This window comes from Frigoribacterium sp. CFBP 13729 (assembly GCF_014841875.1).
Taxonomy (GTDB): domain Bacteria; phylum Actinomycetota; class Actinomycetes; order Actinomycetales; family Microbacteriaceae; genus Frigoribacterium.
Map to the genome: position 1 here is coordinate 503,618 of NZ_JACYUR010000001.1, position 20,397 is coordinate 524,014.

A 20,397-nucleotide genomic window follows, 5' to 3' on the forward strand; every position below is an offset into this window, starting at 1 on the left:
TGGACGCGCCCGTCGGCCACGATCACGCCCGCGCAGGATCCGTCAGTCGTCGGCCGCGTCCTCGGCGTCGAGGCGGGCGTTGCGCTCCTGGATCGTCCTGATCGCGGCTGCAGCCTCCTCGCGCGTCGCGTACGGCCCGGCGCGGTCGACCGCGGGCGAGACCTTGCCCTCCTCGACCTCGTGCGTGCGGGTGTTGAACCAGAACTCAGTCGTCATGGGGCGAGGGTACCGCGCCCGGGCGAGGCCGTCCCCGGACGAGGTCCGGGCGACGGCGGCCGGGATCCCCGCGTCGGCTACCGGACCGTGACGGTCTTGCAGCCGAGCAGCGGGTTGTTGCCGTCGGGGGTGTTGTAGGCGTAGGCGCAGACGGTGTGCGACCCCACGGCCACCGAGACCTTCGTGGCCCAGCCGTCGACGTCCGGCGATCCCGGGTAGGCACGGAGGACGTCCGCGCGGCTGTGGTCGGGAGACACGGCGGCGAGGAAGCGGCCGTGGTCGTAGAGGTGCACGTCGGTCGGCTGGCCGGACCAGTCGAAGGCCCAGCCGCTCGCGGTGAGCTGCCCGGCCCGGGACGACACGAGCGCGTCGTAGGCGCCGACGGGGTCGCCGACGCCGAGCACCGTCCGGCAGCCGAGGCTCCTCGCCCCGGTGCCCGTTCCGGCGGTCGCGCAGATCTTCCGGTCGCCCTGGGGGATGTCCTCGTAGAGCGACATGTCGAAGCCGGTGGTCATGTACGCGCCGGGGAACGCACGGTTGACGTCGGGACGACTCTGCCCGTCGGACACGACGGAGAGCTCGACGACGGTCCCGCCGGTCTCGTCCGTGACGGTGACGGCCGCGAGGCCGCCGTCGTCCTGGGGGGCCCAGGCCCAACCCCGGACTCGGATGCCCTCCCGGTCACGCGAGACGGCGTCGAGTGCCCCGACGGTGAGGTCCCTCGCGGTCACCTCCTTGGTCGAGGCTGCCAGGCAGCCGATCATCGGGTTCGCCCCGCCGATCGCGTACGCGCAGATGCGGTGGGCTCCGTCAGGGATCCTGAACTCGCCCTCGAAGCCGGTGTCCGCCGGCGCTCCCGGCACGGCGGCCGCGACGTCCGGGCGGCTGACCGACGTCCTGAGCTTGCCCGCGTAGACGGAGCCGCCGGCCCGATCGTAGAAGTGGACCTCGGTGGGTCCGGCGACGCCCGACCACGCCCAGCCGGCGACCGAGACGACGTCGCCGCTGACCTCGATGAGGTCGAGGGCGCCCCGGGGAGCCGGGGCTGCCGCGGGGGCCGAGGCCGCGATGACGGCGGGGGCACCGATCACGAGCGCCAGCACGGCTGCGGCGAGGGTGACGATGCGGGCACGGCGCGGGAACACGGTCCTCCTGGGGACGGGAGCGAGAAGTCGATTCCCGTCGGGCACGGGAGTCGATGAACGCTAACCGGCGGGGCTCGCCCGTCGCTCCCCCCTCTTCGGGCACCGGCCAGCTCGTCCGCCAGCGCGTCCGCCAGCGACGACGCCTGCGACGCGTCCGCGCACGGCGCGTCCGGCGGAGCCGCCCTCCCCCTAAGCTGGACGGCATGCCCCGGGACCTCGACGGATCACTGACGCCGGGCCGGGTCTCGCCACTCCGCCCGGTCCCCTCGTCCATCGCCCGACCCGAGTACGTCGGCAAGGCGGGCCCCGCTCCGTACACGGGCGGCGACGTGTACGACGCCCCGACGATCGAGCTGATCCGCGCGAGCGGCCGGATCGCCTCGCAGGCGATCGACGCCGTCGAGGCCGCGATCCGCCCCGGCGTGACGACGGACGAGCTCGACCGGGTCGCCCACGAGTTCCTCGTGGCCCACGACGCCTACCCGTCGACGCTCGGCTACCGGGGCTTCCCGAAGTCGGTCTGCACGTCGGTGAACGAGGTCATCTGCCACGGCATCCCCGACGACACCGTGCTCGTCGAGGGCGACCTGGTCAACATCGACATCACCGCGTTCAAGGACGGGGTGCACGGCGACCTGAACCGCACGGTGCTCGTCGGGGACGCCGCACAGGAGACGACCGACCTGGTCGACCGTACCCGCGAGGCACTGCGCCGAGGCATCAAGGCGGTTGCCCCCGGTCGCGAGGTCAACGTGATCGGCCGGGCGATCCAGTCGTACGCCGCGCGTTTCGGCTACGGGGTCGTGCGCGACTACACCGGCCACGGCGTCGGACGCGCGTTCCACTCCGGCCTCGTCATCCCCCACTACGACGCCCCTCAGTTCGACGACGTCATGGTGCCGGGGATGGTCTTCACCATCGAGCCCATGCTCACGCTCGGCGGCGTCGAGGCGGACATCTGGGCGGACGGCTGGACCGTCACGACCCGGGACAAGTCGCTCACGGCCCAGTTCGAGCACACCCTCGTCGTCACCGAACGCGGTGCCGACGTCCTCACCCTCAGTTGACGACGAGCACCAGGAAGAAGGACGACCCGTGGCACAGAAGGCAGTCGGCATCGACATCGGCGGCACCGGCATCAAGGGGGCGATCGTCGACGTCGAGTCGGGCGAGCTCCTCACCGACCGCATCAAGAAGCCGACCCCCGAGGGCGGCGAGCCCGACGCCATCGTCGCGGTCGTGAAGCAGATCGTCGACGAGCTGGGACTCGACGACGACGCGATCCCGGTGGGCGTCTGCTTCCCCGCCGCCATCATGGACGGCAAGACCCTCTCGGCCGCGAACGTGTCGAAGAAGTGGATCGGCTTCGAGGCGGAGGCGCTCTTCGAGGAGACGCTGGGCAGGTCGATCCACTTCGTCAACGACGCGGACGCCGCCGGCTACGCCGAGACCCGCTACGGCGCCGCGAAGGACGTGCCCGGTCTCGTGATCATGACGACGCTCGGCACCGGCATCGGCACCGCCCTCATCAACGACGGCGTCCTCATCGTCAACGCCGAGCTCGGCCACCTCGAGATCGGCGGCAAGGACTACGAGACGAAGGCCTCGTACGCCGCCAAGGAGCGCGACGACATCAGCTGGAAGCACTGGGCGAAGCGCCTGCAGAAGTACTACTCGCACCTCGAGGCGCTGCTCTACCCGCGGCGCATCATCGTCGGCGGCGGCGTCTCGAAGCACCACGAGGAGTTCCTGCCGCTGCTCGACCTCCGCGCCGAGATCGTGCCGGCGGTGCTCCGCAACAACGCGGGCATCATGGGCGCAGCTGCCCTCGCCGCGGGCTCCCGCCCGGCTGCCTGAGGCGGCCCGGCGGACCCCGCGGCCGGCACGACGAGAGGGACCCTGGCTCGGGAGGCGCGCCTCCTGGACCAGGGTCCCTCTCGCAGTGTCCCAGCCGCGTGCACGGCTGAGGCGGATGGGCCGGCTGATACGCCGGGTTCTGTCCCGGTGCGCGAGCACCATGGACGGCCATCTCTCTCGGGACTGCGTTGCCGCAGCCCTCTAGCGGTCTACCCGAGGACTCGGCGAGCAGCCTCGGCGTCCTCTGTCTGACCTTGCTCCGGGCGAGGTTTACATAGCCGGTCGGTCACCCGAACCGCTGGTGGTCTCTTACACCGCCGTTTCACCCTTACCCCGGCGCCGCCTCTCGGCGACGACCGTGGCGGTCTTCTCTCTGTTGCACTGTCTCGCGGGTCGCCCCGGGTGGGTGTTGCCCACCGCCCTGCTCTGTGGAGCCCGGACGTTCCTCGGCACCGCAGGGCGGACCCCGCGGTGACGCGACCGTCTTGCCGACCCATCCGCGTCGACCATGCTAGCGGGCGTCACCCGCCCGTCACGACGGGAGGGTCAGATGCCCGACTCGCCCGTGCGCACGAGGATCGCGTCGCTGTCGGGGCAGAGCACGACGTCGTACGCGGAGGCGGACCGCACGGCCGCGAGGTCGCTGCCGGTGAGCGTCACCCCGCTCGCGCTGGAGACCCCGCCGCGGAGGAGCGACGCGCCGACGCCGTAGCGGGCCCGCTGGCGCTCGTACAGGGCGAGCAGCTCGGCGGGGACCTTCTCGGCGATGGCGGCTCGGTCGGCCTCGACCTCGCGCCGCTCGACCTCGAGCCTGCCGAGCCCGGCGTCACGGCCGTCGGCCGCCTCGGCACGACGGGTCTCGATCTGGTCGAGCTCGGACTTCGTCAGCGCGGCGACGGCACCGAGCGACTCGACCCGGTCCATGACCTCGAGCTGCGCGTCCTCCAGGTCGCTCTGACGACGGGCCAGGGCGACGAGCTCGCCCTCGAGCGCCGCGACGTCCTTGACGGACGAGGACGACGCCAGCCGCGTGCGGTCGCGCTCGACCCGGGCCACCACGACGGCCACGTCGGACTCGATGCGCGTCAGCTCGGTCTGCGCGTCCTCCCAGGCGCCCTGCTCGGACGAGAGGCGGCTGCGGAGGCGGGAAGCGTCGCCGTCGATCGTGGCCAGCACGGCGATCTCGGGCAGGTTCGCCGCGCGGTGGGCGAGCTGCTGGATCGACGTGTCGAGCGCCTGGAGGTCGAGGAGGAGCGCCTGGTCGGCGGGGCTTGCTTGGAGGGCCATGGTGCCTGCTTCGTGGTCGTGGTGCGGCGGTGGTGGTGCGGCGTTCGTGTGGCGGGCCCGACAGGGCCGGGGGCGAGGGAGGGTCGGGTCGGCTACTGCACGACCGTGAAGTCCCAGGGGTCGGTGCGCAGGTCGCTCAGGGTGACCTCGACGTCGTGGAGGGCCTCCCGCAGCTGCGCGGCGGCCGTGTCGAGCCAGAGCCACTCGCTCGCCCAGTGCGAGACGTCGACGAGCGCGGGGCCCCGGCCGAGGAGCATCAGGTCGCGGGCGTCGCTCGCGGGGTGGTGGCGCAGGTCGCTCGTCAGGTAGACGTCGGCCGCCCGGACCAGGGGGTGGTCGAGCAGCGAGTCGCCGGCGCCGGCGCAGAGGGCGACCGTCTCGACGACGCGCTCGGCGTCGCCCGCCACACGGACGCCCGCGGCGGTCGGCGGCAGCAGCTCGCCCAGCTGACGGGCGAACGACACCAGGCTCATCGGGCGCGGCAGGCGGCCCGTGATGCCGAGCCCGGTCGAGCTCGTCGCGCCCTCGGTGATCGGTCGCTGGTCGACGAGGCCGAGCTGGTGGGCGAGGGCACGCGAGGTGCCGGTCTCGACGACGTCGGCGTTCGTGTGGGCGGCGATCAGCGCGCAGCCGGCCCGCACGAGGCGGGAGACGACCGCGCCCTTCGTCGTGTCCTCGGCCATGGTGGTCGCGCCGCGGAACAGGAGCGGGTGGTGGACGAGCAACAGGTCCGCACCGATGTCGACGGCCTCGTCGACGACCTCGAGGACAGGGTCGACCGCGAGGCGGACATGGGTCACGGGCTGGTCGGGATCGCCGACGACGACGCCCGGGGAGTCCCACGACTCGGCGCCCGAGAGGGGCCAGAGGCGTTCGACGACGGCGTTGACGGAGGCGAGTGTGGACACCACCTCAGCCTAGCGGCGGGAGCTCGACCGGAGACCCGTCGCGAGCACGGCGACCACGAAGGCGGCGGCCGCGGCCACGAGCAGCGCGGCGACGGCGGCGATGCCGGGCGTCATGCCCGTGAAGCCGACGAGGCGGACGAGCCAGCCCTGCCAAGCCAGCGACGCCGGCGCGGTCACCAGGACGCCGTAGCCGAGCGCGGCGGACACGACGATGCCGGCGACGACGGCGACGGGCCCGCGGGCGGCGACGCGCAGGGCGTCGGCCGGACCGTGCACCACGGCGATCAGCGCGGCGGCCGCACCGAGGCCGCCCGCGACGGGGACGGCCACCGTGGCGAGCACGGCGGAGGCGAGCAGCTCGGGGACGACCAGGGCGAGCACCACGCCAGCGAGGACGACGAGTCCCGCGACGACGAGACCGGCGACGATCGGGAGGCGTGGCGCCTGACCAGCGGACCGCTCGACCACGTGGGCCTCGTCCATCTGGAGGGCCGGCTCGGCGAGGGCCGCAGGCGGAAGGGTAGGCGCAGGTGCGGGAGTCGCTACAGGTGCGGGGGTCGACTCAGAGGCGGGCTCGGACACGCCGCTCGGTGCGCCCGAGGCCTCCGAGGGGGTCGCAGCCGGGCCGGACGACTGCACGTCGGCGGTCGCGTGGGGCGTCGCCTCGGGCTCCTCGTCGACGGCGTCGTCGCCGTGGACCTCGTCGAGGTCGATCGGCAGCACGACGTCGATGACGCCGGTGAAGCGGAGCCGGGTCCGCTCGAGGGCGTCCGCGGCCTCGTCGGTGCCGACGCGGTCCATCTCGCGAGCCCAGGAGGCGAAGCGGGCGGCCTCGACGCGGCGCGCCTGGAGCTGGGCCTGCACGACCGCCATCAGGTCGACGGTCGCCGTGTCGTCGAGACGACGCTCGACCATCCGCACGAGGACGTCGTCGTCGAGGGTGAGCCGATCGGGCGGCTGCGGCAGCGAGGGGTCGACGTCCGGGGCGAAGACCGGCAGGGTGATGGCCGACGTCTCGACCGAGTGGCGGGCGACGCTGGCCGGTCGCGGCTCCGTCGGGTCGGTGGGCACGACGTCGTCCGTCGTGTCGGCGCGGTGCGAAGGCACCGAGACCGGACGCGGATCGCGGCGGGTGACGAGGACGTCGGACGGTGCAGCGGGGGCCTCGGGTGCGAGGACGGGTGTCACGGGGCGGTGCTCCTGCTCGTGCGTCGCGGGTGCGTGCGACGCGGTGGGGTCGACTGCGGGAGGAGCCGGGACGGCGGTGCGGGCTCCCCGCGGCGAGGGCGGCGCCTCGACGGGGAGCACGTCGACGTCCCACTCCGTCGTGCCGGTGCTCTCGCTCATGGTCGGATCGTACGTCCGCCCGGGGCCCATGCCCGGCGGACTCGCCGGTGCGACCGGGACATCTCCTGGCGTGGGCCCCTCAGGAGGGCGCCTCCCCGGCCCGACGGCCTCCCGCTGCTCAGAGCTCAGGGACGGCGGTCTCCGTCGCGGTCGGCTCCCCCGGCGTCCGTGACCTCGTGGGCACCGCCGTCCGCGGTCCCGCCGGCGGCGCTCCCCCGGGGGTCGTCGCCGACCGCCGTCGACGGCGCTCCCGCCGCGACGACCGACGCGGTGGCCGCCTCGGCGACCGCGCCCGTCGACCGGCCGCGCGCCTCCTTCTCGAGCTGTTCCGCCTCGTCGCCCGAGACCGCCTCCCCGCGGGCGACCATGCCGGCGACGTCGCTGAGCGCGATCTGGGGCAGGAACAGCGCCAGCACGAAGGCGATCGCGATGAACGGGATGAGGTAGGCGAACACGGGCGCCAGGGCGTCGGCGTAGCCCTCGACGACCTGACGGCGGATCGCCTCGGGCAGCTCGTTCAGGGCTGCCGGGTCGAGCGTCGCCGTGGCCTGGGCGGCGTCGCCGCTCGACGCTCCGGCGCCGGTGAAGACGCTCGTGAGGTTCTCCGTGAGGCGACTCGTGAAGAGGGCGCCGAAGATGGCGACGCCCAGGGCTGCACCCACCTCGCGGAAGTAGTTGTTCGTGCTCGTCGCCGTGCCGACGTTCGCGGCGTCGACGGAGTTCTGCACGACCAGCACCACGACCTGCATGATGAGGCCGAGCCCGGCGCCGAAGACCAACAGGAAGACGCAGATCAGCCAGAGGGGCGTGTCGGCCGTGAGGGTCGTGAAGAGGGCCATCGCCACGCCCGTCAGCAGCGTGCCGACGATGGGGAAGACGCGGTAGCGCCCCGTCTTGGTGATCAGGTTGCCCGACAGGATCGAGGTGCCGATCAGGCCGGCCATCATCGGCAGGAGCAACAGCCCGGACACGGCCGCGGAGGCGCCCGACGACATCTGCAGGAACGTCGGGACGAACGCGATCGCCGAGAACATGCCGATGCCGAGCACGAAGCCGACGGCCGTCGCCAGGACGAACACGCGGTTGCGGAAGAAGGACAACGGGATGATCGGGTCCTCGGCGCGTGACTCGACGAGCACGAACGCGCTGACGGCGACGAGCACGCCCGCGCCCCACAGCCACGTCTCGGGTGCGCCCCAGCCGTGGTCGGCCTGGCCGCCGAACTCCGTGAAGAAGATGAGGCACGTCGTGGCGGCCGAGAGCAGCACGACGCCCAGCCAGTCGACGCGCTTCGTGGCCTTCTTGCTCGGCAGGGTCAGCGCCATCCAGGCGATGACGAAGGCGGCGATGCCGACGGGCACGTTGATGTAGAACGCCCACTGCCAGGTGAGGTGGTCGACGAAGAAGCCGCCGAGCAGGGGGCCGCCGATGGCCGACAGGCCGAACACGGCGCCGAGGGGGCCGAGGTACTTGCCTCGCTCCGAGGCAGGCACGATGTCGGCGATGATCGCCTGCGACAGGATCATCAGGCCGCCGCCGCCGAGGCCCTGGATCGCCCGGAAGACGACGAACGCCCAGAAGTCCGTCGCGAACGCGCAGCCGATGCTCGCGAGCGTGAAGATCGCGATCGCCGCCAGGAAGAGGTTCCGTCGACCGAGCACGTCGCCGAACTTGCCGTAGATCGGCATGACGATCGTGGTCGCGAGCAGGTAGGCCGTGGTGATCCAGGCCTGGTGCTCGACGCCGCCCAGCTCGCCGACGATCGTCGGCATGGCGGTCGAGACGATGGTCTGGTCGAGGCTAGAGAGGAGCATGCCCGAGATGAGGGCGCCGAAGATGATCCAGATCCGCCTCTGGGTGAGGAGGAACGGCGCGTCGGCCGTCTTCGCGGTGGTGGTGGTCATGGTCGTGTCAGCATGCTTCCTGGTCGAGGGGCGGTGCGGCGGAGAACAGCGCGCGGGCGAGGGCGAGCTGGTCACGGAGGACGTGGTCGAAGCGGAGGCCCGGCGGGCCCTCGTCGAAGAAGAAGCGGGTCATGGCGCGCTGCACCAGCGCACCGGCGACCGCCACGACGACGCCGATGCGCGGGTCGTCGGCGGGGACGCCTTCGTGCGACGCCACGGCGGCCGCGACGCGACGCTGCTGCTCGTCGCCCTGCGTCAGCATCGCCTGCAGCAGCCGTGGCTCGCGGTCGAGCGCCGCCTTGAACTCGGCGGCCCGCTCGCGGGTGAGGCCGACGTGCTCGACACGCTGGACGACGAGCGCCGCGAGGTCGTCCAGAGTCGTCGAGAAGACGGGGAGGCGCGGGTCGCGTCGCGAGGACGCGTAGCCCTCGAGCGCCTCGTCCTCGTCGTCGTCCAGCCCCACGCCGACGACCACGTCGTCCTTGGACGCGAAGTGGTTGAAGAACGTGCGCCGGGAGATGCCGACCTCGTCGCAGAGCTGCTCGAGGGTGAAGCCGGCCAGCCCGTGCTCGGCGGTGAGCCGGCGGGCCGCGCCCACGAGCTCGGAGCGGGTCCGCAGGCGGCGGATCGCGGCCTTGCTGACGGGCGGGACGGTCTCGGTGCTCACGGGGCGCCTCCTCTCGGTCGTCGCTGCGCGGTGCGGCGACGTCGCCGGAGGGCGGGTGCCCACCGGAGATGATTGCACTCTGCGGTCAATAGTGCAATGTGCATGTCCTGCGGGCGAACGGCAACGACGAGCCGGCCCCGGGGCTGACAAGATCGACGCATGACGTGGCGCAGGATCTTCAAGCACTTCCCGACGGTGATCTTGGTCGTCGACATCCTCATCCGGATCGTGGCCGTGGTGGCCGTGCCCCGCAACCGGCGCCCGAGCTCGGCGATGGCCTGGCTGCTGGCGATCTTCGTGTCGCCGATCCCCGGCAGCGTGCTCTTCGGCCTGCTCGGCAGCTCGAAGCTGCCGCAGGACCGCCGCGACAAGCAGCGCGAGATCAACGACCGCATCCTCGACGCGACCAAGGGCATCGACGACGTGCACGCGGTGACGGACCCTCGCCCCCCGTGGTTCGGCACGGTCGTGACCCTCAACCGCACGCTCGGGGCCATGCCGCTGCTGCCCGGCAACACGGCGACCCTGCTGCCCGACTACGCCGAGTCGATCGCGGCCATGGCCGCCGCCGTCGACGAGGCCGAGCGTTACGTGCACGTCGAGTTCTACATCCTCACCCGCGACGAGTCGACCTTCCTCTTCTTCGAGGCGCTCGAGCGGGCGCACGCACGAGGCGTCGCCGTCCGGGTGCTCTACGACCACTGGGCGACGATGCGGAACCCGCAGGGCCGGGTCACCCGGCAGTGGCTGCGCGACTCGGGCATCCGGTTCGAGGAGATGCTGCCCTTCCGCCCGTTCCAGGGCGCCTGGCGCCGACCCGACCTGCGGAACCACCGCAAGATCGTCGTGATCGACGGCGACGTCGCCTTCACGGGGTCGCAGAACATGACGGACCCCAGCTACAACAAGCGAGGCAACATCAAGCGCGGGCTGCAGTGGAAGGACCTCATGGTGCGGCTCGAGGGCCCCGCCGCCGTCGGCCTCAACGCCCTCTTCATCACCGACTGGTACAGCGAGACCGACGAGCTGCCCACCGACGCCGAGGCCGAGCCCCTGATCGAGCAGCGGCAGGGGCCCGACAGCCTCGAGTGCCAGGTCGTGCCGAGCGGCCCGGGCTTCGACGGCGAGAACAACCTGCGCCTGTTCAACGCACTCGTCTACGGCGCACAGGAGAGGCTGATCATCGCGAGCCCCTACTTCGTGCCCGACGACTCGATGCTCTACGCGATCACGACGGCTGCCGAGCGCGGCGTCGAGGTCCAGCTCTTCGCGTGCGAGGTGGCCGACCAGTTCATGGTCTACCACGCCCAGCGCTCGTACTACGAGACGCTGTTGCGGGCCGGTGTCCGCATCTTCCTCTACGAGCGCCCGATCGTGCTGCACTCGAAGCACTTCACGGTCGACGACACCGTCGCCGTGATCGGCTCGAGCAACATGGACATGCGCTCGTTCAGCCTCAACTTCGAGGTGTCGCTGATGGTGCACGGCAAGTCGTTCGTCGACGAGGTCCGCCTCATCGAGGACGACTACCGCCGCAAGTCGCGCGAGATCACCCTCGAGGGCTGGCTGTCCCGCCCCGCGGGCCTGCAGGTGCTCGACAACGTGGCACGGCTGACCGCGTCGGTCCAGTAGGCCCGACGCGGCAGGCCGACGTCAGAGGAGGCGCTTCTCCCCCGGGCGCACCACGCGCAGCCAGCGGTGACCGTAGCCCTCCAGCTCGATCTCGACGCCGCCGTCGTCGAGGGGCCGGGCCGCACCGTCGCCGGCCAGGACGTCCACCACCTGCCACTCGTCGGTCGCGCCCTCGAGCTCGACGCGGAACGACCGGCCGTCCGGGGCGAAGTTGTGCGCCGCGACGAGCAGCCCTAGCTCGCTGTCCACGCTGTGGGCGAGCACGCAGGCGTGCGGTTGACGGAGGACGGACAGCTCTCCCCAGCCGATCTCGGGCGCCGCCCGGTAGGCGCGGGTCAGCTGCGACACGAAGGCGAGCAGCGAGTCGGGGTCGTGCCGCTGCTGGGAGACGTTGACGTGCTCCGGAGCGTTGCCGCCCGTGACCACCGCCGACACGAGGTCGTCGGGCGCGGCTGCCGAGAAGCCGCCGTTCGCCTCCGCCGTCCACTGCATGGGGGTGCGGACGGCGCCGCGGCTGCCCTCGACGCGGGAGTCCTCGCCCATGCCGATCTCCTCGCCGTAGTAGAGCACCGGCGAGCCGGGCAGCGAGAACAGGAGGCTGTAGACCATGCGGACGCGCCGGGGGTCGCCCTCCAGCATCGGCGGCAGGCGGCGGGTGATGCCGCGGCCGTGGATGCGCTGGCCCTCCTCCGGCGCGAACGCCGCGAAGACCTCGCCCCGCTCGGACTCGCTCAGCTGGTCGAGGGTGAGCTCGTCGTGGTTGCGGACGAAGTTGCCCCACTGGTTGCCGCGGGCCAGGGCAGGTCGAGCCTCGAGCGCCTCCCGCAGCGGGGTCGCGTCCTGTCGTGCGAGCGACAGGTACAGCGCCTGGTTGCCGACGAAGTCGAACTGCATGGTGAGCTCGTCGCCGTCCTCGCCGCCGAAGAACGCGAGCTGCTCGTCGTAGGGCAGGTTGACCTCGCCGAGCAGCACGCCGTGCCCGCTGCGTCGGGACACGAAGCGCCGCAGCGTGCGCAGGAAGTCGTGCTCGGGGCCGTCGTCGCCCTCGATCAGGTGCGGCACGGCGTCGACCCGGAACCCGTCGATGCCGAGCTGCAGCCAGAAGCCGATCACCTTGGCGATCTCCTCGCGGACCACCGGGTCGTCGGTGGCGAGGTCCGGCTGGTGGCGGTAGAAGGAGTGCTTGTAGAACTGGCCCGCCTCGTCGTCGTAGCGCCAGACACCGTCCTCGACGTCGGGGAACATGCTCTCCGGGGCGTTTTCGGGGACGTCGTCGCGCCACTGGTAGAACCGGCGGTACCGGTTCTCGGGGCTGCTGCGCGCCTCCCGGAACCAGGGGTGCTGGTCGGACGTGTGGTTGACCACCAGGTCGACGATGACCCGCATGCCCCGGTCGTGGGCGGTGCGCACGACCTCGACGAGGTCGCCGAGGTGGCCGTAGCGGGGGTCGACCCCGTAGTAGTCCTCGATGTCGTAGCCGTTGTCGCGCTGGGGCGACGGGTAGAACGGCGCCAGCCACAGGCAGGTGACGCCGAGCTCGGCCAGGTGGTCGAGCCGGTGCGCCAGGCCGTCGAGGTCCCCGACGCCGTCGTCGTCCCGGTCGAGGTACGTCTCGACGTCGAGGTTGTAGAAGACCGCGGTCTTCCACCACAGGTCGCTCGTGTCGGTCAGCCTCATCGGCGCGTCTCCCGTCGTCCTCGCGCCGGTCAGGCGCCGAGGGGGTCGACGGTAGGGGCCCGCACGCGGTCGCCGCCTGGCAGGACGCCCCGAGGAGGCCGAGGATCGACCTGCTCCGTGCAGTGGCTGCAGGAGGCGCGGCGACCGAAGGGCGCTACGCCTGCGTCGGCGAGGACTCCGCGTCGTCGGGCTGGCCTGCCGGGCCGGCCGTCGCCGCCGTCGCCGCCGCCGCGCGGTCGAGCGGCTTGCCGAAGGAGGTCACCTCGGCCCCGAGACCGGCGAAGAGCGCCGACAGCTCGTCGATGCGGGGGCTGTCGGGGCCGGGTCGACGGCGTCGGACGAGCTCCTCGAGGTGGGCGCGGAGCTGGGCCTGGCTGGCGATGACGACGGTGCTCACGCCCTCGTCGTCGGCCCGGGGGTCGGCGTGGACGTCGGCGTCGGGGTGCGAGTACAGCACCGCGGTGTCGAACCACGGCTTGCGGTGGGTCTCGGCCCGGACGAGGTCGGAGATGCGCTGCGCCTGGCGCCGGACCTGCTTGCGGGGGGCGTGGCCCTGGTCGTGCGTGCGCAGCTCGAGAGAGGTGAGCGAGTCGCGCTTGACCTGGACCGCGAAGGGCGGCTCCAGCTCGAGGTCGCCGAGGAGCGTCGCGAACGACGAGCCGGCGTCCCGGGGGTGCACGCCGTCGAGCACGACGCCCTTCCACCCCTTGTTCTCGATCACGAGGGCGACCGTCGGCAGCAGGAGGACGTGGTCGACCTGCGCGACGAAGCGCCGGGTCCGCGTCGCGTCGACGGGCACGAAGACGAGGTTCGTCACGAGGGCGCCGTCGAGGCCGAGGTCGGTGACCGCGTCGAGCACCATGCGGCGGGAGGTCTCCTCCCACTTCGCCCCGGCCGCGACGAGGGCGCGGCTCTGCTGGGCGGACGTCTCGGCGTCGACGCGCCGCGCCTCGACCTGCTCCAGCTCACGGGCGTGGGCCTCGGCGGCGTCGCGGGCCGCGCGCTCGCGCTCGGCCGTGGCCTCCTCCAGCGCCTTCCGGTGCGCGTCCTCGCGGGTCCGCAGCGCCTCCTGCGCCGCCGTGGCCCGTCGACGCAGCAGCACCACGAGCACGATCAGCACGATGAGGAGGACGGCGGCGACCGCCCAGGGCAGGTACGTGGTCAGCTCGCTCGCGTCAGGCATGCGCCCAGCAGACCACGGGTGGCGTCAGGGGCGCAGGAGGCGCACCGCGCCCGGACGAGGCGGTCACGGCCGAGCCTGGCCCGACACGGCCCCCGCCCACAGGGGACGACGTCCCGTCGAGGAGGAGCGGCTCAGGAGCCGGGGTCGGCCACGGCGGAGATCCGTGCCACGGCGAGCACCCCGGTCCCGGCGACGGCCACGGTCGCGGGACCGGGCACCTGGAAGGCGTCGAGAGCACCCAGCACGTCGTTCCCGAGGCGTGCCTCCCCCGACACGACGACGGCCACGGCGACCTCGTGCGCCGCGAGCTCGAGCACGGCGGGGACCTCGACGGTCCGGAGCTGCCCCTCCGCGCTGCCTCGGCGGGTCATGAGGTTGAGGTCGAGTCCCTCGGCCGCGACGTCGACCGCCTCGACCGGCGACTCCCCCGCGAAGGCCAGCACCTCGAGGGCCTCGCCGTGCACCCGACGCCCGTCGACCACGAGGTCGAGACCCGCCTCCGACAGCGGCATCAGCAGGCGATCGACCCCCGCGAACTCCGAGAACGGCGCCGACCGGGCGATCGTCGCGATGCTGACCCGCCATGTCGGCTCCCGCCGCGTCGGCTCGCTCGAGCCGGCGGAGGACGGCGGCCCCTCGGCGACCACCGTCGTCGTCCCGGCGCCGTTCCGCCACGGCACCACCGCGCGGACGGCGACCCGCAGCACGACGGGCTCCGCCATCAGGAGGCGCGCCCCGAGACGAGCTCCCCGCCGCGCCGGACCGACTCCACCAGCGGCACGCCCGGCCGGTACGCGAGGTGCACGAACGACGGCGCGTCGAGCACGAGGAGGTCCGCTGCCGCACCGACGGCGAGGTTGCCGACGTCGGTCCGTCGCAGCGCCGCCGCTCCCCCGGCGGTCGCGGACCACAGCGCCTCGGCCGGCGTCATGCCCATGTCGCGCACGGCCACCGCGATGCAGAACGGGATGCTCGTCGTGTAGCTCGACCCCGGGTTGCAGTCCGCGGCCAGGGCCACCGTCACCCCGGCCGCGAGCAGCCGTCGCGCGTCGGGGTAGCGAGCGCGGGTGGAGAACTCGGCCCCCGGCAGCAGGGTGGCGATCGTCGACGACGCGGCCAGTGCCTCCACGTCGTCGTCGCTCGCGTGGGTCACGTGGTCGACCGACGCCGCACCGAGCTCGACGCCGAGCTGGATGCCGCCGCCCGGTGCGAGCTGGCCGGCGTGCAGCCGCGGCGTCAGCCCTGCGGCCATCCCGGCGGTGAGGATCTCCCGCGTCTGGTCGACGTCGAACGCCCCGACGTCGCAGAAGACGTCGATCCACCGCGCGAGCGGCGCGCAGGCCTCGAGCATCTCGCCGACGACGAGCGCGACGTAGTCGTCGGGCCGCCCGGCGAACTCGGCGGGCACGACGTGGGCGCCCAGGAAGGTGGCCTCCGTCGTGACCGCCCGGACCGCCTCCAGGCTTCGGCGCTCGTCGTGCACGCTCAGCCCGTAGCCCGACTTGCTCTCGAGCGTGGTGGTGCCCTGCCGCAGCGCCTCGTCGGCGAGCCTCCGGACCGAGGCGGCGAGGTCGGCGTCGCTCGCCGACCTCGTGTGCGCCACGGTGCTCCGGATGCCGCCGGCGGAGTAAGGCTCGCCGGCCATCCGGGCCGCGAACTCGTCGGACCGGTCGCCCGCGAACGCCAGGTGGGCGTGGCTGTCGACGAACCCGGGGACGACGGCCCGGCCGCCCAGGTCGACCAGGGCGTCGGCGACCGACGACGGCATGCTCGCGGCGGGGCCGGTCCAGAGGACGCGGCCGCCGTCGAGGAGGACGGCGGCGTCGAGCACGACGCCGAGCGGCGAGTCGGACGCCTCGGCGTGCTCGTGCGTCGGGTCGTTCGTGACGAGCTGCGAGACGCCGGTCAGGGCGGTGACGGTCATGCGGGCGGGTCCTCTCGGCGAGCTCGGGCGGGTGGCGGGGGCACGGGCCAGGGCACCGGCGACGGCTCGGGCGGCAGCACGGCCGCGATCGAGTCGCGCAGTGCGACGGCCGGCGACGCGATGCGCACGTGTGCGCCGTCGCGCACGACCACCTCGCCGCCCACGACCACCGTGGCCACGTCCGACGCCGTGGCGGCGAAGACGACCGACTCGAGCAGCGAGTCGCCGCGCGCGTCCGCGAGGCGCACCGAGTCGAGCGACACGGTCGTGAAGTCGGCGAGGGCGCCGGGCGTGATCGTCCCGCCGTCGTCCCAGCCGAGCGACCTGGCCCCCTCGACGGTCGCCGCCGTCAGCAGCTGCGCGGCTCCGAACCAGCCGCGCCGACCGCTGACCAGGCGCTGTCCGGACTCGATGCCCCGCACCTCCTCGAGCAGGTCGACCACCGCGTGGCTGTCGCTGCCGACGGTGAGCGGCACGCCGGCCTCGACCAGCTCGGCGGCCGGTCCGATGCCGTCGGCGAGGTCGCGCTCGGTCGTGACGCAGAAGCAGGCCCAGGCGCCGCTCGCGGCGAGGTCGCCGACGTCGCGCGGCGTCAGGTGGGTGGCGTGGACGGCCGTCGCCCTGTGGTCGAGGACGCCGTGCCGACGGAGCAACGCGACGGGGGTGGCGCCGAGGAGGCGCACGCAGTCCGCGTTCTCGGCCGGCTGTTCGGAGACGTGCACGTGCAGCGGTGCGCCGTGTCGGTGGGCCCAGGAGGCGACGGTGCCGAGTGCACGCTCGGGCACGGCCCGCACGGAGTGCACGGCGGCGCCGACCACGACGGTGGGCCCTGTCAGCGCGTCGCGGGTGGCCGTGGCACGGCGGGCCCAGTCCGCGGCGGTGCCGTCGCCGAAGCGGAGCTGCGCGGCCGACAGCGGGACGTGCACCTGCTCGACGTCGGGCCCGCTCTCGACCTCGCCTGCCCTGTCGGGCACGAACCCGCCGACCAGGTAGCAGGTGTCGAGCAGGGTCAGGCGGACGCCCGCGGCGGCCGCCGCGCGGACCAGGGCTCGCGACATCCCGATCGGGTCGTCGTGCGGCGTGCCGTCGGGGGTGTGGTGCACGTAGTGGAACTCGCCCACGGTCGTGACCCCGGCCAGCACCATCTCGGTGAACACCGCGGTCGCGAGGGCCTCGTAGTTCTCGGGCGTCAGCCGACCGGCGACGGACCACATGACGTCGCGCCAGGTCCAGAAGCTGCCGCTGCCGACCTGGGTCCGCCCGCGCAGCGCGCGGTGGAAGGCGTGCGAGTGCGAGTTCACCAGCCCCGGCAGGGTCACCCCGCGCAGGACGGAGGACCCCGCAGGAGGCGCGTCCACGTCGACCGCGACCGTCGCGATCCGATCGCCCGCGACCTCGACGACGACGCCGTGCCGCACCTCGCCCTGGCCGGGCCAGAGGTGCTCTGCCCAGAAGACCGACCGGTCCGGCTCGGCTGTCGGGCGACCCTCCCCGGTCACCGAGCGGCCTCGGCCGGGACGCCCCTGTCCGACACGACCTCGAGGGACTCGGTCAGCAGGTCGCGGAGCACGACGGTCAGCGCCTCCACGCCGTCGACGCAGTCCGACGCGTCGGCGTGCTCGTGCGGGCTGTGGCTGATCCCCGTCGGGTTCCGGACGAAGAGCATGGCCGTGGGCACGCGCGCGGCGAGGATCCCGGCGTCGTGCCCGGCGGCCGTCGGCAGGGTCGGCGCCGCGATCGACGCGGCGCCGAGCGACGACCGCAGCCGGTCGCTCAGCGACGCGTCGAACTCGACCACGGGGGTGAAGCTGTCGTTCGTCACGGTGAGGCGGACGCCGTGACCGGCCGCCGCCTCCTCGGCGACCCGTCGGAGGTCGTCGACCAGGCGGACGATGCCGACCTCGTCGGCCCCTCGGGCGTCGAGCCAGGCGTCGACCCGCGACGGGATCGCGTTCGTGCCGTTCGGGTCGACGCGGACCCTGCCGAAAGTCGTGACGGCCTGCGCCTCATCGGCCAGTCGACGGGCGGCGCCGACGGCCTCGGCGAACGGCAGCATCGGGTCGTGACGGTCGACGAGCCGCGTCGTCCCGGCGTGGTTGCCCTCGCCCTCGAAGCAGAAGTGCCAGCGGCCGTGCGGCAGGATCGCACTCGCCACCCCGACCGACTCCTCGCCGAGGGTGAGGTGCACGCCCTGCTCGACGTGCAGCTCGACGAAGACCCCGATGCGGGCCAGGGCCGCCTCGTCGAGGCCGACGTGCTCCGGGGCGTGGCCCGCCGCGGACATCGCGTCGGCGAGGCTCGTGCCGTCGTCGTCGGTCAGCGAGAGCGCGTGGCCTGCGTCGACGGCGCCGGTCATGAGGCGCGACCCGAGGCAGGCGAGCCCGAACCGGGCCCCCTCCTCCTCGACGAAGTTCACCACGGCGAGCGGTCGCTCGGGCGCGAGGCCGGAGGCCCGGAGCGCGTCGACGGCGAGCAGGGCGCTGACGACGCCGAGCGGTCCGTCGAACGCCCCTCCGCCGGGCACGCTGTCGAGGTGGCTGCCCGTGACGACGGCGCCGTCCGCCGGGGCGCCCCACCAGGCCCACTGGTTGCCGTTGCGGTCGACCTCGACCTCGAGCCCGCGACGGGTCGCCTCCGCGACGAACCACTCGCGGAGCCCCAGGTCGACGCCCGTCCACGAGAACCGGTCGTAGCCGCCCGAGCGCGGGTCGCGGCCCACGCCCGCCAGGTCGCCCCAGACCCCGTCGAAGGAGGCGCGGAGCCGGTCGCGCTCGACGGTCGCGCCGCTACGGGCGAGGGCCATCGACCGTTCCCTCCGTGGCGTCGGCCGCGACGCTCTCGGTCGCCGGGCTCCCGGCGGGTGCTGGCTCCGGGACGCGACTCGCGCCTCCTGCACCCTGCTCGCGCATCGGGACGCGGACGCCGCGCTCGGCGGCGACCTCGACGGCTCGCTCGTAGCCGGCGTCGGCGTGGCGGATGACGCCCATGCCGGGGTCGGCGACGAGCACGCGCGCGAGCTTCTCCGCGGCGAGGTCCGTGCCGTCGGCCACGATGACCTGGCCGGCGTGGATCGAGCGGCCCATCCCGACGCCGCCGCCCTGGTGGATCGACACCCAGGTGGCTCCCGAGGCGACGTTGACCATGGCGTTCAGGAGGGGCCAGTCGGCGATCGCGTCCGACCCGTCGAGCATCGCCTCCGTCTCGCGGTACGGCGACGCGACCGAGCCGGAGTCGAGGTGGTCACGGCCGATGACGATCGGCGCGGACAGCTCGCCCGACGCCACCATCTCGTTGAACTTCAGCCCGGCGAGGTGTCGTTCGCCGTAGCCGAGCCAGCAGATGCGGGCCGGAAGGCCCTGGAAGGCGACCCGCTCGCCCGCCATGGTGATCCACTTCCGCAGCGACTCGTTCTCGGGGAACAGCTCGAGGATCGCCTTGTCGGTCGCGGCGATGTCGGCCGGGTCGCCCGAGAGCGCAGCCCAGCGGAACGGCCCCTTGCCCTCGGCGAAGAGGGGACGGATGTACGCAGGCACGAACCCGGGGAACGCGAAGGCGCGGTCGTACCCTGCCGTGCGCGCCTCGCCGCGGATGCTGTTGCCGTAGTCGAAGACCACCGCACCGGCGTCCATGAAGCCGACCATCGCCTCCACGTGGGCCCGCATCGCCGCCTGGGCGCGGATCGTGAAGTCGGCCGGGTCGGCCGCGGCCTCGGCGGCCATGTCCTCGAAGCGGGTGCCGATCGGCAGGTAGGACAGCGGGTCGTGGGCCGAGGTCTGGTCGGTGACGATGTCGATCGGGGCCTCGCGGGCCAACAGCTCGGGCACCAGCTCGGCGGCGTTGCCGACCACGCCGATCGAGAGGGGCCGCTTCTCGTCGCGGGCGGCGATCGCCAGCTCGAGGGCCTCGTCGAGGTTCGCCGCCGCGACGTCGAGGTACCGGTGCTCGACGCGACGGTCGATGCGCGTCCGGTCGACGTCGATGCAGATCGCGACGCCGTCGTTCATCGTCACGGCCAGCGGCTGCGCACCTCCCATGCCCCCCACGCCCGCGGTCAGGGTGATCGTGCCGGCGAGCGTGCCGCCGAAGTCGGCGTCCGCGACCGCCGAGAACGTCTCGTAGGTGCCCTGGAGGATGCCCTGCGTGCCGATGTAGATCCAGGAGCCGGCGGTCATCTGGCCGTACATCATGAGGCCCAGCGCGTCCAGCTTGCGGAACTCCTCCCAGTTGGCCCAGTCGCCGACCAGGTTCGAGTTCGCGAGGAGCACGCGGGGCGACCACTCGTTCGTGCGGAACACGCCGACCGGCTTGCCCGACTGCACGAGCACCGTCTCGTCGTCGCCGAGGGTCCGGAGCGTCGCGACCATCGCGTCGAAGGCCTCCCACGAGCGGGCGGCCTTGCCGGTGCCGCCGTAGACGACGAGGTCGTCGGGGTGCTCGGCGACCTCGGGGTCGAGGTTGTTCATCAGCATCCGCAGGGCCGCCTCCTGCTGCCAGCCGCGGCAGCTGAGCTCGGTGCCTCGGGGGGCCGTCACCGGGCGGGGCCCGGACGGGACCGGTGCGAGGGACGTGTCCGCGGCGACTTCGGGGAGATTCGCGTCGAGTGTCACGAGAGCTGCTTCCGTTCCGATCGTGAATGAGTTGATTCATGAT

Annotated in this window: 17 protein-coding genes and 1 other RNA gene; 3 read left to right on the forward strand and 15 right to left on the reverse strand. The window is 73.2% G+C overall.

Features of this window, described 5'->3' with window-relative positions; all coding sequences use genetic code 11:
• Positions 1-42: 42 nt before the first annotated feature.
• Positions 43-216: an SPOR domain-containing protein gene (locus tag IFT77_RS02235; RefSeq protein WP_123546052.1), complete on the reverse strand. Its 174-nt coding sequence runs from the start codon at positions 214-216 to the stop codon at positions 43-45.
• A 77-nt stretch (positions 217-293) separates the two neighbouring features.
• A complete protein-coding gene (locus IFT77_RS02240; protein WP_192169117.1) occupies positions 294-1,361 on the reverse strand; it encodes a hypothetical protein in 1,068 nt (355 codons plus the stop codon).
• A 203-nt stretch (positions 1,362-1,564) separates the two neighbouring features.
• Between IFT77_RS02240 and map the strand changes: the two genes are divergently transcribed.
• Both map and ppgK read left to right on the forward strand, forming a co-directional pair.
• Entirely contained in the window at positions 1,565-2,428 is an 864-nt protein-coding gene (gene map / locus IFT77_RS02245; protein ID WP_192041775.1) for a type I methionyl aminopeptidase, read from the forward strand.
• A gap of 28 nt (positions 2,429-2,456) precedes the next feature.
• Complete coding sequence (gene ppgK, locus IFT77_RS02250) at positions 2,457-3,218, forward strand: polyphosphate--glucose phosphotransferase (protein ID WP_192041776.1); 762 nt, start codon at positions 2,457-2,459, stop codon at positions 3,216-3,218.
• A gap of 112 nt (positions 3,219-3,330) precedes the next feature.
• On the opposite strand, the gene rnpB is transcribed toward ppgK, so the two are convergent.
• The 6 genes from rnpB to IFT77_RS02280 all read right to left on the reverse strand — a co-directional run bounded on the left by rnpB (position 3,331) and on the right by IFT77_RS02280 (position 9,331).
• An RNA gene (gene rnpB, locus IFT77_RS02255) (RNase P RNA component class A) lies at positions 3,331-3,714 on the reverse strand.
• 50 nt (positions 3,715-3,764) lie between these two features.
• The gene (locus tag IFT77_RS02260) at positions 3,765-4,505 is read right to left on the reverse strand and encodes a zinc ribbon domain-containing protein (protein ID WP_192169118.1); all 741 of its coding nucleotides are present in this window, start codon (positions 4,503-4,505) and stop codon (positions 3,765-3,767) included.
• A 92-nt stretch (positions 4,506-4,597) separates the two neighbouring features.
• A complete protein-coding gene (locus IFT77_RS02265) occupies positions 4,598-5,416 on the reverse strand; it encodes a Nif3-like dinuclear metal center hexameric protein (protein WP_192169119.1) in 819 nt (272 codons plus the stop codon).
• A 6-nt stretch (positions 5,417-5,422) separates the two neighbouring features.
• Positions 5,423-6,760 (reverse strand): hypothetical protein, encoded by a 1,338-nt coding sequence (locus IFT77_RS02270; protein WP_192169120.1) that lies wholly within the window; start codon positions 6,758-6,760, stop codon positions 5,423-5,425.
• A 125-nt stretch (positions 6,761-6,885) separates the two neighbouring features.
• Positions 6,886-8,664, reverse strand: coding sequence for an MDR family MFS transporter (locus tag IFT77_RS02275; protein WP_192169121.1), 1,779 nt, complete (start codon positions 8,662-8,664; stop codon positions 6,886-6,888).
• 7 nt (positions 8,665-8,671) lie between these two features.
• Entirely contained in the window at positions 8,672-9,331 is a 660-nt protein-coding gene (locus tag IFT77_RS02280) for a TetR/AcrR family transcriptional regulator (protein WP_192169122.1), read from the reverse strand.
• Positions 9,332-9,490: 159 nt separating this feature from the next.
• On the opposite strand from IFT77_RS02280, the gene cls reads away from it, so the two are divergent.
• Positions 9,491-10,963 carry a cardiolipin synthase gene (cls, locus tag IFT77_RS02285; RefSeq protein WP_133737598.1) on the forward strand — a complete coding sequence of 491 codons (1,473 nt, stop codon included), beginning with the start codon at positions 9,491-9,493 and terminating at the stop codon, positions 10,961-10,963.
• Positions 10,964-10,984: 21 nt separating this feature from the next.
• On the opposite strand, the gene IFT77_RS02290 is transcribed toward cls, so the two are convergent.
• The 7 genes from IFT77_RS02290 to hutU form a co-directional block, all read right to left on the reverse strand.
• Entirely contained in the window at positions 10,985-12,640 is a 1,656-nt protein-coding gene (locus IFT77_RS02290) for an alpha-amylase family protein (protein ID WP_192169123.1), read from the reverse strand.
• 154 nt (positions 12,641-12,794) lie between these two features.
• Positions 12,795-13,823 carry a nuclease-related domain-containing protein gene (locus IFT77_RS02295; protein ID WP_192169124.1) on the reverse strand — a complete coding sequence of 343 codons (1,029 nt, stop codon included), beginning with the start codon at positions 13,821-13,823 and terminating at the stop codon, positions 12,795-12,797.
• Positions 13,824-13,954: 131 nt separating this feature from the next.
• Positions 13,955-14,545, reverse strand: coding sequence for a HutD family protein (locus tag IFT77_RS02300; protein ID WP_192169125.1), 591 nt, complete (start codon positions 14,543-14,545; stop codon positions 13,955-13,957).
• Positions 14,545-15,747: an imidazolonepropionase gene (hutI, locus tag IFT77_RS02305; protein ID WP_192169126.1), complete on the reverse strand. Its 1,203-nt coding sequence runs from the start codon at positions 15,745-15,747 to the stop codon at positions 14,545-14,547. Before hutI ends, IFT77_RS02300 begins: the two co-directional genes overlap by 1 nt.
• Positions 15,744-17,246 carry a formimidoylglutamate deiminase gene (locus IFT77_RS02310; protein ID WP_192169127.1) on the reverse strand — a complete coding sequence of 501 codons (1,503 nt, stop codon included), beginning with the start codon at positions 17,244-17,246 and terminating at the stop codon, positions 15,744-15,746. The genes hutI and IFT77_RS02310 overlap by 4 nt, the downstream gene beginning before the upstream one ends.
• Positions 17,243-18,550: an allantoate amidohydrolase gene (locus IFT77_RS02315; protein WP_192169128.1), complete on the reverse strand. Its 1,308-nt coding sequence runs from the start codon at positions 18,548-18,550 to the stop codon at positions 17,243-17,245. The genes IFT77_RS02310 and IFT77_RS02315 overlap by 4 nt, the downstream gene beginning before the upstream one ends.
• Positions 18,534-20,279: a urocanate hydratase gene (gene hutU / locus IFT77_RS02320; protein ID WP_371740885.1), complete on the reverse strand. Its 1,746-nt coding sequence runs from the start codon at positions 20,277-20,279 to the stop codon at positions 18,534-18,536. The genes IFT77_RS02315 and hutU overlap by 17 nt, the downstream gene beginning before the upstream one ends.
• Positions 20,280-20,397 lie beyond the last annotated feature (118 nt).

What these genes read in the sequence shown, in the direction of transcription:
- IFT77_RS02235 (WP_123546052.1), bottom strand. Translation starts at nt 216, where the DNA reads ATGACGACTGAGTTCTGGTTCAACACCCGCACGCACGAGGTCGAGGAG.
- map (WP_192041775.1), top strand. Translation starts at nt 1,565, where the DNA reads ATGCCCCGGGACCTCGACGGATCACTGACGCCGGGCCGGGTCTCGCCA.
- IFT77_RS02260 (WP_192169118.1), bottom strand. Translation starts at nt 4,505, where the DNA reads ATGGCCCTCCAAGCAAGCCCCGCCGACCAGGCGCTCCTCCTCGACCTC.
- IFT77_RS02270 (WP_192169120.1), bottom strand. Translation starts at nt 6,760, where the DNA reads ATGAGCGAGAGCACCGGCACGACGGAGTGGGACGTCGACGTGCTCCCC.
- IFT77_RS02275 (WP_192169121.1), bottom strand. Translation starts at nt 8,664, where the DNA reads ATGACCACCACCACCGCGAAGACGGCCGACGCGCCGTTCCTCCTCACC.
- cls (WP_133737598.1), top strand. Translation starts at nt 9,491, where the DNA reads ATGACGTGGCGCAGGATCTTCAAGCACTTCCCGACGGTGATCTTGGTC.
- IFT77_RS02290 (WP_192169123.1), bottom strand. Translation starts at nt 12,640, where the DNA reads ATGAGGCTGACCGACACGAGCGACCTGTGGTGGAAGACCGCGGTCTTC.
- IFT77_RS02295 (WP_192169124.1), bottom strand. Translation starts at nt 13,823, where the DNA reads ATGCCTGACGCGAGCGAGCTGACCACGTACCTGCCCTGGGCGGTCGCC.
- IFT77_RS02300 (WP_192169125.1), bottom strand. Translation starts at nt 14,545, where the DNA reads ATGGCGGAGCCCGTCGTGCTGCGGGTCGCCGTCCGCGCGGTGGTGCCG.
- hutI (WP_192169126.1), bottom strand. Translation starts at nt 15,747, where the DNA reads ATGACCGTCACCGCCCTGACCGGCGTCTCGCAGCTCGTCACGAACGAC.
- IFT77_RS02315 (WP_192169128.1), bottom strand. Translation starts at nt 18,550, where the DNA reads ATGGCCCTCGCCCGTAGCGGCGCGACCGTCGAGCGCGACCGGCTCCGC.